Annotated in this window: 11 protein-coding genes; 2 read left to right on the plus strand and 9 right to left on the minus strand. The window is 65.2% G+C overall.

Features of this window, described 5'->3' with window-relative positions; genetic code table 11:
- The first annotated feature begins 33 nt into the window (after positions 1 to 33).
- Positions 34 to 2,184: a M20/M25/M40 family metallo-hydrolase gene (locus tag AC1P6P_RS11480; protein ID WP_481402576.1), complete on the plus strand. Its 2,151-nt coding sequence runs from the start codon at positions 34 to 36 to the stop codon at positions 2,182 to 2,184.
- 1 nt (position 2,185) lies between these two features.
- Here AC1P6P_RS11480 and AC1P6P_RS11485 read toward each other — a convergent pair whose 3' ends face one another.
- The 5 genes from AC1P6P_RS11485 to AC1P6P_RS11505 form a co-directional block, all read right to left on the minus strand.
- Positions 2,186 to 2,938, minus strand: coding sequence for a dienelactone hydrolase family protein (locus tag AC1P6P_RS11485; RefSeq protein ID WP_481402577.1), 753 nt, complete (start codon positions 2,936 to 2,938; stop codon positions 2,186 to 2,188).
- A 129-nt stretch (positions 2,939 to 3,067) separates the two neighbouring features.
- Complete coding sequence (locus AC1P6P_RS11490; RefSeq protein ID WP_481402578.1) at positions 3,068 to 3,940, minus strand: DUF4349 domain-containing protein; 873 nt, start codon at positions 3,938 to 3,940, stop codon at positions 3,068 to 3,070.
- Between the two features lie 75 nt (positions 3,941 to 4,015).
- The gene (gene ychF, locus AC1P6P_RS11495) at positions 4,016 to 5,113 is read right to left on the minus strand and encodes a redox-regulated ATPase YchF (RefSeq protein WP_481402579.1); all 1,098 of its coding nucleotides are present in this window, start codon (positions 5,111 to 5,113) and stop codon (positions 4,016 to 4,018) included.
- On the minus strand, positions 5,113 to 5,733 hold the full coding sequence (gene pth / locus AC1P6P_RS11500; RefSeq protein WP_481402580.1) for an aminoacyl-tRNA hydrolase: 621 nt from the start codon (positions 5,731 to 5,733) through the stop codon (positions 5,113 to 5,115). Before pth ends, ychF begins: the two co-directional genes overlap by 1 nt.
- Positions 5,734 to 5,805: 72 nt before the next feature.
- Positions 5,806 to 6,555: a 50S ribosomal protein L25/general stress protein Ctc gene (locus tag AC1P6P_RS11505; protein WP_481402581.1), complete on the minus strand. Its 750-nt coding sequence runs from the start codon at positions 6,553 to 6,555 to the stop codon at positions 5,806 to 5,808.
- Between the two features lie 184 nt (positions 6,556 to 6,739).
- Here AC1P6P_RS11505 and AC1P6P_RS11510 point away from each other — a divergent pair, with 184 nt between their 5' ends.
- A complete protein-coding gene (locus AC1P6P_RS11510) occupies positions 6,740 to 8,236 on the plus strand; it encodes a tetratricopeptide repeat protein (protein WP_481402582.1) in 1,497 nt (498 codons plus the stop codon).
- A gap of 82 nt (positions 8,237 to 8,318) precedes the next feature.
- Here the strand turns inward: AC1P6P_RS11510 and AC1P6P_RS11515 are convergent, their stop codons facing one another.
- The 4 genes from AC1P6P_RS11515 to AC1P6P_RS11530 all read right to left on the minus strand — a co-directional run bounded on the left by AC1P6P_RS11515 (position 8,319) and on the right by AC1P6P_RS11530 (position 12,748).
- The gene (locus AC1P6P_RS11515) at positions 8,319 to 9,383 is read right to left on the minus strand and encodes an AI-2E family transporter (RefSeq protein ID WP_481402583.1); all 1,065 of its coding nucleotides are present in this window, start codon (positions 9,381 to 9,383) and stop codon (positions 8,319 to 8,321) included.
- 191 nt (positions 9,384 to 9,574) lie between these two features.
- Positions 9,575 to 10,441, minus strand: a complete 867-nt coding sequence (locus tag AC1P6P_RS11520; protein WP_481402584.1) for a hypothetical protein — start codon at positions 10,439 to 10,441, stop codon at positions 9,575 to 9,577.
- A gap of 222 nt (positions 10,442 to 10,663) precedes the next feature.
- The gene (locus AC1P6P_RS11525; protein WP_481402585.1) at positions 10,664 to 11,275 is read right to left on the minus strand and encodes a hypothetical protein; all 612 of its coding nucleotides are present in this window, start codon (positions 11,273 to 11,275) and stop codon (positions 10,664 to 10,666) included.
- A 231-nt stretch (positions 11,276 to 11,506) separates the two neighbouring features.
- Positions 11,507 to 12,748, minus strand: a complete 1,242-nt coding sequence (locus tag AC1P6P_RS11530) for a lysozyme inhibitor LprI family protein (protein WP_481402586.1) — start codon at positions 12,746 to 12,748, stop codon at positions 11,507 to 11,509.
- Between the last annotated feature and the right edge of the window lie 115 nt (positions 12,749 to 12,863).

Here is a 12,863-nt window from a genome sequence, read left to right on the forward strand (position 1 = left end):
GGTGCTAGCCTTCCACCAACTGGGGGGAGCGGCATGCGTAACGGCTACATTGTTCTCATTCTGGCGCTCATCTTGGCGGTGTGGCGGTCGCAGCCGCCGGCGCCCGAACCCGTCACCGCGCCTGCGACCGAATTTTCCGCGGCGCGCGCCTTCACCGATATCCGTGCCATCGCGCAAAAACCGCATCCGGTCGGCAGTGCCGAACATGCGCGGGTGCGGGACTATATCGTTCGCCGCATGAACGAACTCGGGCTGGCGCCGCGGCTGCAGTCCGAGCGTTCCACCCAACAATTCCGTGGTCTGACGATTTCGGCCCCGGTCGCCAACATCATCGGCACGCTGCCCGGCAAGGGCCGGTCGCAGCCCGCCGTCTTGATCATGAGCCATTACGATACCGTGCCGGATTCGCCCGGCGCCGCCGACGACACCGCCGGGGTGGCGACCGCGCTCGAAATCGCCCGCGCCTTGAAGACCGGCGGCGTGCCGGAGCGCGACGTGATTTTCCTCGTCACCGACGGTGAAGAGCTCGGCCTGATGGGCGCCGTCGCCTTCTTTCATCACGATCCGCTCGCGCGCCACGTCGGCGCCGTGATCAATTTCGAGACCCGCGGCGACGGCGGCCTCGCCAACATGTTCGAGACCGGCCCCAACAATGCCGATGCGATCGCGCTCTATGCCAACGTTCGCCGGCCCGCCGCCAATTCGCTGTCGCGCGCCATCTACAAAAACATGCCGAACGGCACCGATCTCTCCGTCGCACTCGAAAAGGGCCTGCCGGCGCTCAACTTCGCCTTCATCGGCGACGAGGCGGCCTATCATTCGCCGCTGGCGACCCCGGCGCATCTCGCGCTCGGCAGCGTGCAGCACATGGGCGATCAGTCGCTCGCCGCCGCCCGTGCTTTCATCGGGCGCCTGCCGCAGCAGAAGGCCGATGCCGTCTTCTCCGACGTGCTCGGCTTTTTCCTGATCCAGTATCCCTTGTGGTTCGGCTGGATCGTGCTTGCCATCGCGGCGGTGCTCGCCGTCATCGGCATCCGTGCCGCTGGTCCGACGGCATGGGGCCGGGGCGCGGCGGCGGCCCTGTCGGCACTCGTAGTGCCGGCGGCGGTGCTGGTCGGTGCCGGGATGGCGTGGGGCGACACGGACCATTTCCTGCGCCTCGCCCATTTCGATTTTCTCCTGGCCGGTGCGGGCGCGCTGGCGCTCGGATCGGCGTTGGCGATGGTGCGGCTAATCTCGCGCGATCGTCCCGCCGCGGTCTGGCAGGTGCTGGTGTTGCTGTTGTTGATCCTCGGCACCGCGGCGCAATTCCTGGTGCCCGAAGCGGCGTTTGCGCTGGTGTGGCCGGCCTTGATCGCCGGCGCGATCGCCGTCGTCCGTTTCGGTCTCAGCCGCCGCAAATTCGCCGCGCCGATGATTTGCGCAGTGCTGGCGCTGGTGTCGCTGGCGATGACGCTGGCGACCGCCATCGCGCTGTTCACCGCGGTCGGGGTCGATCTGCCGGCCGTGCTGGTGCTGCCGCTCCTCACCGGTCTTCCGGTGCTGTTGCTGCTGCCCGAGAAACAGCCGTCGCGGTGGGTGCCGCTGACCATCGCCGCGCTGGGCGTCGTGCTGTTCGCCTGTGGCCGCTACGCCGGACCGACGCCCGAACGCCCGACGCCGGCCGAGGTGCACTACGTCGAGGATCTCGACAGCAACAAAGCCTATCGCGTCTCCTATCTCGGCGCCACGTTCGGCGAGACGAACCATTCGTCGCTGCCATGGAGCGGCGAGCGCGCCGTGTGGTGGAGCCCGGCCGGTGCCGCCAACGTGCCCGACAGCGATGTCGTGTTGCTCAGCGAAGCCGGCAATCTTCGCCTCGTGGTGCAGCCGCGCCCCGGTGCCTTCTCGCTGCTGGTGACGGTGACGAGTGAATCCGGTTTTGCCGCGTCAACTTTTGAAGGCGTCGCGCTTGGCGCCATAAAGCCGGGGCAAGCGCACGCGTTCCGCTATTATGTGCCGGGCCGCGATGGCTTTTCCTGGCAGGTCAAAGCGCCGAAGGGCAAGGTCGAGGTCCGTGTGACCACGCTTTATCCGCTCTGGCCGGCCGATGCCGCCTCCTTGCCTCCGCTGCCGCGCGAGCGCATGGCATTCGGCCATTACGCCGCCACCGAAACCATCAAGCGCCGCATCTGGATGCCTTAGATCACGCTCCGTGGGCGCGGAAGAAATCCAGGGTGCGGTCGCGGGCCAGCCGGGCGGCTTCGGGATCGTGATGGGTCGGCCGTGACGAGTTGAAGCCGTGGCCGGCGTCGTAGAGATAGATTTCCGCTTCCGGCCGCTTGAGCCGCAACTGTTCGACGCGGTCGAGCGGAATGGAGGCGTCGCGCTTGCCGAAGTGGCAGATCACCGGGCAGTTCGGCACGTCGTCGGCCATGTCCGGCGCCATCTTGCCGTAATAGCTGGAGACCGCCGCCAATTCCTCGGAGCGGCAGGCCAGCGCCCACGCCACCGAGCCGCCATAGCAATAGCCGACGGCATAGACGAGGCCCTTGGCTTTCAAGGCATGGGCGCAGGTTTTCGTATCGGCAACCGAGGCCGCGAAGGGATGGCGCTTGTAGGCAAGCTCGACACCTTTCTCCATGGCGTCGGCGGGCGCGATGAAGCCGGGCTCCTCGCGGTCGAACAGCGACGGCGCCAGCACCTCATAGCCCTCGCTGCAGAAGGAATCGGCGGTGTCCTTGATGTGCTCAGTGAGGCCGAAAATTTCCTGGATCAGCACCAGTCCGCCGCGCCTGACGCCGTACGGTTCGCTGTGATAGACGCCGACGCTGGCGCCGTCCGCCATCGTCATCGTGATTATATTGCCTTTGCCCATGCCGCGCTCCGCCGGGGTCCACGGTGCACTGTCGGCGAGGTTCAGGGCGGCGTCAATCGGGCGCTCGTCAGCCGGCCGCATGTTTGGATTGCAAACAAGTTCCCCCGGCCGGCTGACTTTTCCCCGGACGCCGCGTCGCCGCCAACGCCCGGGGAAGTGGGCCCCCACCCCAAATTGCCAGTCGTATCAACAACAGTGGACGCACAGCGATTACACTGACCGCCGCCGTTTCGACCACAGCCAGCGCACCAGCCACAGTCCGGCAACGAGGATCGGCAGCCACGGCAGGGCCTTGAATATCCACAGCAGCATGTCGGCAAGCGACTGCGTGAAACTGCTGCCCGCATTAGGCCAGAAGCCCGCGAATGCCGAAGTCTCGGGCGGCACTTCCTTCTCCTCAAGCGTGATGTCCATCTTCTCAAGACGGACGTCGGCTTCGGTCGCGCGTTTGGCAGCGGTTGCGTTCTCGACGGCGGCTTGCGCCTGGGCGAGCGCCTCGTGCAGCTTCAACACCTCTTCGACCGAGAGGTTTGCCCGTTTGGACAATTCTTCCAGCTTGTCGCGGTACGAAATTGCCTGGGCAAGCTGACGTTCGACATCGGCAGCGCGCCGGGTTTCGTTTTCCATCGCGCTCGACTGCGCCGTGATCTCGGGCTTTTCGCCGCCGTCGGCGCTCAGAGGTGCCATCAGTCGCTTTTCCAGGGCCGCGACCGCCTCGTGCGGCAGGGCGAGAGAAAGCGAGGCGCTATATTGCGGGCCGCTGGTGAGCGCGGCCGAGGTCAGAACGCATTTCAAGGCCTTGTCTTTGAGGCAGGCCGTGCGCACCGCCTCATAACGGCTCGCCACCGCCGCCCGCGCCATCGCGACGGTTAGCGCATGAGTTTGGCTGAACAAACTGTTTGGCGCGTCGGTCTGAATGGCAATGTCCGGCGGCGGTACGAAGGGCGGCGGCGGGGCGTATAAGGCCGGCACAGCTTTGTTGGAATTCGCCATCGCCAGCCGGACGTCCTTTTGGTCGTCCTGCCTGCCGCATCCGATCAGCAGCAACGCTGCGATCGCAACAGGTCCAATCTTGCGAACCATCGCACCCTCCCCAGAGTTTGGACTGGAGAAGTTTGGCGCTGCGATTGGGGCGGGTTTTGGGCCGGATCGCGGCCGTCAGATGTTGAAGCGGAAATGCATCACGTCGCCGTCCGCCACGACGTAGTCCTTGCCTTCAAGGCGGAATTTACCGGCCTCGCGGGCGCCGGCTTCGCCGTTGTTCGCGACATAATCCTGATAGGCAATCGTCTCGGCACGGATGAATCCGGCTTCGAAGTCGGTGTGGATGACGCCGGCCCCTTGTGGCGCGCGCGCTCCCCTCACCACCGTCCAGGCCCGTGCCTCCTTCGGCCCCGCGGTGAAGAATGTAATCAACCCCAACAGATCGTAGCCGGCGCGGATCAGGCGGTTGAGACCCGGTTCTTCGAGGCCGAGCGCGCTTAAGAATTCCACGCGCTCTTCGTTCGCCAGCTGGGCGACTTCCTCTTCGATCTTGGCCGAGATCACGATCACCCCGGCGCCCTGGCGCTTGGCCATTTCTTCGACCGCGGCGGTGAATGTGTTGCCGGTCGCCGCTGAACCCTCGTCGACATTGCAGGCATAAAGCACCGGCTTGCCGGTAAGAAGCTGGAGCTGGCGGAAGGGTTCCTTCTGTTCCGGCGTCAGTTCGGCATTGCGGGCGGGCTTGCCGTCGCGCAAGAGCTCGACCGCCTTCGTCATCAGCGCGACCTGTTCCTTGGCTTCCTTTTCGCCGGAATGGGCCTTCTTCTCGAGCGGCTTGAGGCGCTTTTCCAGGCTTTCGAGATCGGCCAGCATCAATTCGGTTTCGACCGTGTCGGCGTCGCTGACCGGATCGATGCGGTTTTCGACGTGGGTGATATCGCCGTCCTCGAAGCAGCGCAGCACATGCACGATGGCGTCGACTTCGCGGATGTTGGCGAGGAACTGGTTGCCGAGGCCTTCGCCCTTGGAGGCGCCGCGCACCAGGCCGGCGATATCGACGAAGGTGATGCGGGTCGGCACGATCTGCGCGGAACTGGCGATCTTGGCCAGCGTATCAAGCCGCGGATCGGGCACCGCCACATCGCCGACATTGGGCTCGATGGTGCAGAAGGGATAATTGGCGGCCTGGGCCGCGGCGGTCTGCGTCAGGGCGTTGAAAAGAGTCGACTTGCCGACATTGGGCAATCCGACGATGCCGCATTTGAAACCCATCAGGCAGACTCCGGCTTCGGTTTGGATGGTTTGTGGTCTTGCGGCTTCAGGATCAGGGCGACCTGATTCATGAACCCGATCATGTCCTGGCTGGCGAAATGGGGCGCCGCCTCGGCGATGGCGCCCAGCATCGGCACCAGCCAGTCTTCGTCGGCCTTGGCGAAATTGGCCAGCACATGGCCGACGACTTTGCTCTGGCCGCCGGGATGACCGACGCCGATGCGGACGCGGTGGTAATCGGGCCCCAGCGTGGCGGTGATGGAGCGCAGGCCGTTGTGGCCGGCATCGCCGCCACCGGTCTTGGCCTTCAGCTTGCCGGCGGCGAGATCGATTTCGTCATGGATGACGACCACCGCCGACGGCAGCAGCTTGAGGAACCGCATCGCCGCACCGACGGCGGCGCCGGACTCGTTCATGTAGGTCTGCGGCTTCAAGAGGAAGGTCTTGCGGCGGCCGAGTTTGCCTTCGGCGATCAGGCCCTGGAATTTCGACCGCCAGGGGCCGAAATCGTAGCTCTGATGCATCGTATCGACGGCCATGAAGCCGACATTGTGGCGGTTGCGGGCGTATTGCGAACCCGGATTGCCAAGCCCGGCGATGAGAAGCGGGGCATCCGCCATCGATCGATGATCCTGAAACGAAAAGCGCGGCGCCACCTTGCGGTGCGCCGCGCCCGCGAGAACAGACTACACTTACTTCTTTTCCGGCGCCTTGGCAGCGGCCGGGGCCTTGCCGCCAGCAGCGGGAGCCTTGGCACCGGCTGCCGGGGCAGCGCCCGCGGCCGGAGCGGCACCTGCCGCCGGAGCGGCTTCGGCGGCGGGAGCGGAGGCGGCAGCAGAGGCCGCCGCGGCGGCGGCACGGGCTTCTTCGATCACATGCGTCGGGGCGACGATCGAGGCCAGGGTGATGTCCTTGCCGCGGATCACGGTGCGCGCACCTTCCGGCAGGCTGACGTGGCTGACGTGCAGCGAGTCACGGATGTCCATCTCGGACACGTCGCACTCGATGTATTCCGGGATGCTCTCGGCCGGGCAGACCAGCTCGAGGGTGTGGCTGACGACGTTCAGCACGCCGCCGCGCTTGAGGCCGGGCGACTTTTCCTGGCCGTGGAAGCGGACCGGGACGGCGATGCGGATGGTGGCGCCTTCGGGAAGACGCAGAAAATCGACGTGGACCGGGCGATCGCTGACCGGATCGAGCTGCAGGTCGCGCGGGATCACGCGGGTGAGCTTGTCGCCTTCCTTGAGGCGGAGCAGCGTCGTCAGGAAGGCGCCTTTTTCGACGGTGAGCGCCAGGGTGTGGGCGTCAACCGCGACGTTTTCGGGCTCTTCATTGCCGCCATAGACGACCGCCGGCACGAGGCCTTTCTGGCGGGTCTGGAAGGACGGGCCCTTGCCCGTTCCCAGGCGCGGCGAGACGGTGAGTTCCTGAATTTCGCGCATATCGGTAAGTCCTTGATAGTACAGCAAAACGCGCGGAAGCCCAAAGTGCCCGCGGCCGCGAAGGGCTGGCTTGTAGCGGAAGGAGGGCGCAAAGGCAACGGCCGCGGCGTCTCGTCTCCAAACTGGTACTTTCGGGCGCACCCCAGGGAGCGCATTCTGGGCCGGCCAAATGTCGGGGGCGGGGATGGTGCGGGCAGGTTTTACGGTTTTGGCGCTGGTTTTGCTGTCGGGTGCGGCCTTTGCCAGCACTGCGGGCACTGCCGACGACGAATTTGCCTTATTGCAGCGCGGGATCGAGCGGGCCCAGGCCAACGACTGCCCGGGTGCGATCAAAGCGATGCGCGAGGCGGTCGATGCGGCCGCGTTCAGCCAGCTCGGCGACCGCCAACAGTATATCGCTCAGCGCATCCTGGCGGCCTGCGCCTATGACACCGAGGATTATCCAACCGCGATGCGGGTTTCGCGGCAGGTGACGGCGATGCCGCTGGCCGAGCGGGGCGACTGGTACATGCGCTTGCTGGCGTCCTATAGCGGCAATGATCATGAGGATGCCGCCGCGACGCTGGAAAAGCTGGCGACGACCTGGCCGGATGCGCTGCACGACCTCAAGTTGAGCGCGATTTATCGTCTGCTCAACGATGCCGCGGGCAAGCCGGAGGGGGACGCCCGCAACGCCCGAATCCTGAAGGCGCTGTTCGCCGCCAACTGGCGCCCGACAGTTGAGGCGCCGGAAGAGGCGGATGGCTTCTGGCTGCGGCTTGCACGTTACGACGCTGAGGCGGGCGACGCCGCCGCGTCCCGCAAGGCGCTGGCGATCATCACCACGGCCGACACCATCACCGCGGTCCGCGCCACCAAGCTGTTCGATGCCGTCGTTGCCACCGATCCGGCGCGCTTCGATATCGCCAAGGCCTATGCGGCGTCGGTGGGCCGGTACAAGGCGCGCGTAGCCGCCAGACCCGACAAGCTCGAGCCGCTGATCTATCTTGCCGAGGCGCTGTATCAGCTCGACCGCCAGGACGAAGCGCTGGCGCTGCTCGACGACACCCTGGCCAAGGTCAAGGCGGGCACGAAATTCGCCGACGCCGGCGACCAGCTCAACTGGGTCTACAATCAGCGCGCCCATGTGCTGATGGCGCTCGGCCGCGCCGACGAGGCGGTGGTGGCGATGGAGGCCGGTTCGCACATCGGCGAGGACGGCTTCAATGTCAGCCAGACGATCAATCTCGCCGACATGTTCGACAATCTCGGCCGGCCCGCCGAAGCGGTGAAGGTGCTGGCCAATTTCGATCCCAAACACGCCAGTCCTTATGGCGTGATGGCGGCGGAGGAGGCACGCGCCTGCGCTTACGCCCAACTCGGCGACACGGCCAATCTCGACACCACGCTGGCGTTCGCCCGCGCCCATGCCGACGATGCGCCTACCGCTGCGGTGCAGATGCTCCTGTGCGCCGGCCACGAGGATGAAGCGGCGACGGTGGCGCTGAAATACCTTGGCGACAAGCAGAAACGCGACAGCATTCGCGATGCCCTGCACATCACAAAGCTGGCGGCCAGGGGCGCCGCCGAGCCGTGGGGCACGTTGATGCGGGGGCGCTGGATCGCGCTCGGCAAGCGGCCGGAGATCGTCAAGGCGGTGGAAACCTTCGGCCACATCCTGACCCTGCCGATCGTGCAGTAAATGCTTTCCTCCCCCGCGGGGTGCGATCTTTGCGCGAGTGTTCGCAAGAAAGCGGGGGAGGTGCCGAGCCTTCGCGAGGGGGTTACCGCTTGCGGTCGTCGAGCACGTCTTCGATGTAGAATTTCTGCACCAGCACCCACACCGCGACCGACAGCGGCGTCGCCAGGATGGCGCCCCAGAGGCCGAACAAGGGCGCGAAGACGAGGATGGCCAGAAGATTGAAGATCGCCGGCAGCGACACCGCCCAGCGCTGCAGCAGCGGCTGGCTGACATAGGCTTCGATGGTCAGCGCCACGAGATAGACGATCGCCGCCCATACCGCCAGGATCGGCTTGACGCTGAACGCCAGCAACAGGCCGGGAATGGTGGCGATCGCCGGGCCGATATAGGGCACGAACACGGCGGCGCCCGACAGCACCGCCAGCGCGAACGGCAGCGGCACGCCGATCGCCCACAGCCCGATGAAGGTCATGACGCCGAGCAGCAGCATGTCGAGCGTCATGCCGAACAGCCAGTTCTTCAGCGCCTCGCCGACAGCCGCGAGTACCTGATGCAGGCGCATGCGCTTGCGCGGCGGCACCAGGCGCATCACGCCGTTGACGTAAAGCTGCGGATCGGCGGCGAAATAGATGCCGACGACGATCATCAGAAGCGCTTCGCCCAAGCCGCCGAGGATGCCGCCGGCCCACGGCAGCGCCGCCATCAGCCGCTCGGTCGGGTCGCCGCCCGACTTCAGCGCGCCGAGGATCTGCCGTCCGAGCAGGGTCTCGTTGAGCCAGTCCTGGGCGGTGGCGAGGGTCTGCGGCAGGCGGTCGGCGAGGGCGGCGAACTGGTGCGCCGCCATGGCCCCGAACAGATAGAAGAAGGCGATGGCGACCGCGGTGATGTTGAGGACGGTGTGCAGCAGCGCCATGCGGTCGGAGATGCGCAGGAACCGGCCCCACGGTCCGGCCATGTTGCGCAGCGCCACCGCCACCACGATGCCGCCGAAGGTCAGGATCAGGACCTGCGACACCTGCCACACCACCAGCATCATGCCGACGACGAAGGCGGCGATCAGGGCGCGGCGCAGGAACACGGCGTCGGGCGAGGGCTGGTGCGGAATGGTTCCGCGCGGGGCGTCGAATTCGGGGCTGTCGTTTTCCATGGCATTCACCGAGTCGAGCCTGACGATACACGCTTTTGGGCAGGGATTTGCGACCATCCCGTGTCTGAGCGGTCTGGCGCCTCGGTCGAGGGTGCCCATTATGCCGCAGTTGCCGGAAATGTCAGCCGCGGCGGCAACACCGCTGCGGTGGCCGGTCGTTCCTGCGCGGGCGCGCAATCCGCTCGGGCTGTTCAGTCGGTAGGCGTCAGCAGATCGCGCCAAGCGTCGAGGTTGGGGTAATAGGACACCAATCGCGCCAGCCGTTGGCGCTGGGCCGGCGTGAACGGGGCCGCTTTGTGACTGGCGCGGCTGCGGTTGCAGCGGAATTGTTCGCGCACCCGCCAGACGGCGTCGATGGCGCCCTGGCAGCGGTCGAACGGCTGGGGAGCGCGGGCATGCGCCAGGATCTGTTCGAGCACGTCGGCCGGCTCGCTGCAGAAGTCGGCATAGTCGGTGAACAGCACGCGTCCGGGCGCCGCGTCGGAGTACGCTTTCCAGCTGGCATAATATTGGGCGTACCACGGTCCCATCAGGTCGATCAGCATGTCGGCGCGCCGCGTCGCATCGCTGTCGGCAAAATTGGGCGGCAGCTGGAACGAAAAGCCGATCGGCATGGCGGGGTCGTCTTCGATCATCGCGAGCAGGCTCTGCAAACTGTCGGGGATCGAACGGCGCATGACGCAGGGATGCAGGCCGAAGGCATCGAGCAGGTGGCGATTGGCGGTGGCGGCCGGCATATGCATGTGAGTGACGGCGACGTCGGCGGTCAGGGCGCCGCGGAAATAGGCGAGCAGCCAGGGAATATAGAGCGTCGCGTCACGGCCGCCTTCGGCGTGGGTGAAGCGCATCAGTTGGCCGCCGAGGGCCTCGATCGCCGCCGTCCGCAGAAAAGTGCCGGCTGTTCGGGGGGCGAATGCCAGCAGCACCAGCGGACGGCGACGACCGAGTTCTTGTGCTGTTTCCAGCAATTCACCTTCGAACACCCCATCGATGTGCGGCGATACGAAGATCGCGTCCAGCGCCGCCGGGCCGAGGGTTTCGGAGATGGAGTGGTCCATATCCCGATGGTATCGAGCCACGCGGAAAAGCTTGTTTTACAAATCTCGCGAAGTGTCGCCATTTGTCGTCGCCCGATCATTGCTGACACGCCGGGACAAGGTGGCGCGGAATTAACGCACCAAATGCGGGAGCGCCTCTCGGCAAAGTGGAATCCGGCGATCGGATAGGACGCAATGCCAACAAAGGGCGGCTTGCTGTCTGCTGCAGCGGACGCCGCGCGCCTACAAATCGTTGGGCGGCCACGGACAGGCCGGATCGTTGCGGGCGAAGGCGCGCCGCCGCGTGAGCACGATGACGACCGCGACCGGCACCAGGAACAGCGCGGCGCTGACCAGGAAATCGCGACCGCGGCCAAGGTGGTCTGCGGTGGCGGCGAGCACGACGACGAGCGACACCAGCGTGATGAGGAGTGCCGCCGCCATGGCAAAGGCGACATGGCGCCAATCGGTGATGGCGCAGGCCCGCTTCTGCCAGAAATGGGTTCCGGCGACGCCGCGCCAGCCGGCATAGAGCGCCACCGCCGAGGTCGCCAGCGGCACGCCATAGCTGACGACGCCGAAAATCCTGCCGGCACACACCGTCGCCGTGACCACGCCGTAAACGAGCAGCGCCCACGCCACCGCGCGGCTTTTGGTCTTCAGAAGGAACCAGCCGCCCATCGCCGACACCATCGGATCGACCGCATCGCCGCCGGCCAGTCTGCCGTTCACAGCGGTGAATGCCAGCATCACGATTTGCAGCAGCGCGACCGCGAACCAGCCCCAAGCGGCGATTGCGATCACGTCGTCGACAGTGTCATCGCTGGTGCGTGCAAACAAAGCGGTGAGGCGCATGGCAAAGCCCCCGGATCACCCGGCCGAGTATAGCGCATCGGCGCCGCGCCGTCTGTCATGCCTCCGATGATTGCCGCTCGCACCGGCACGGCAGAGCATGGGGATGCCATCCGATCCGCCGCGGCGGTCACGTCTACGCAAACCAAGCGCTGAGATTCTCTCGCAGAAAACCCTCTCCGCGAATTGTCCGCGATGCGCCAGAACTTGCCATTCTAAGCTTGACCGGATCGGTCAGGGCGCAAGTGGATCGCCAACAATCACATCCTTTAATTCAGACCAGGAAATCGTCACCGTGGGCGCGAACGGATATCCCTGGCCCAGTTCGTAACTATCGAACCCTACGCGCAGGCCGTCCGCGCTCACGGTCCACCGGCGAGGATCGGACACCGCGCCAGCGATGGTGTTTTGATCCAGGTCTTTCGGCTCTCTCTTAAAATCCTCAACGAAAGCCCTCCGCACGGACTCAGTGACAAGCGCGTTAAGCCTGCTCTGCCATGGACGGTCGGTACGGAAAATATCTTCGGCCTTCAAGGCGTGCGGTTCCGGCAACAACACAAGAGTTTCAGTCCGCGTCCCACCGTGTCCGTGCGGCGTGCCATGACAATAAAACCAAGATGTCCACTCCACGCTGATGATGCGGCTGCTAGCGAAGCCGATCTTGGAGGTCTGGTACTCGTCACCGGGGCCTTCGCAGTCCCCCTCTGTGTTCTCCCTGCGCACATTCATCGTGTTCCAGCGCATCGTCACCGGCGTAACGGGGCCGTCTATCCTTGGGAAACGAACCTCGCGCGTGCCGATTCCGCGGCCTGCGTTTCCGGTATTATCGCTGTCGTCAAGAGGTTCGGGGACAAGCGCATGGTACTGGGCGGACACGGTGAATAGGAACGGACCGACCTGCAACGCTGTCTGCTCCAGGTCGTGGATGCGATCCGAATAAGCACTGCCCAAACAGTGCACGGCCTGCTCGCGATCATTCTTGTTCGGTTCCTTTCCGATTAAACAAGCCTGCGCGAGAAAACGCAGCCAAGCCCGTTGATCCGCGACGAGCGACGCTTGTCCGGGTACCGAAAGTCGTCGTTGGGCAGCGGTGTAAAGTTGCCCCAGTCTAGTATCGTCTTCTGACAGGCTCCGATCTGCGCAAATTAATCTCTCGCGTGGCGTCGTGGCTTTGGAGCAATCAAAACTCGCGCCCAACGCAGAATGCGCAGCTAAAAGCAGCGCTCCGAACAGTGCGGCTCTCATGGTTTTCCCCAACGGCCAAAGGACCAGCTTTCGCCGACCTGGATGCTCCTGCGCATCGTTAATGAGTTGAAGCGGAATGGCAAGAAATGGCGCAAGTCGGACCTTCACACCGATTTGGTTTTGCGCCCAGGCTTGCGAGTGCCTCTCGGTCGTATCAGTGCCACGATTGCCGCACCCGGCTTGAAAGTTCGTGATTTGTTCTATACATTCCTCGCCGTAGTTATGCGCCAAGGAGTGCCCCGATGCGGTATCGCGGGAGATGGGCCGTAGCTGAGCCCCGCCCCCGCAAGCACGACGATATACAGGACCCGCATGCGTGCGTGTGCGCTGCGGACAAGGCTGGCGA

The organism is Rhizomicrobium sp., from assembly GCF_056722145.1.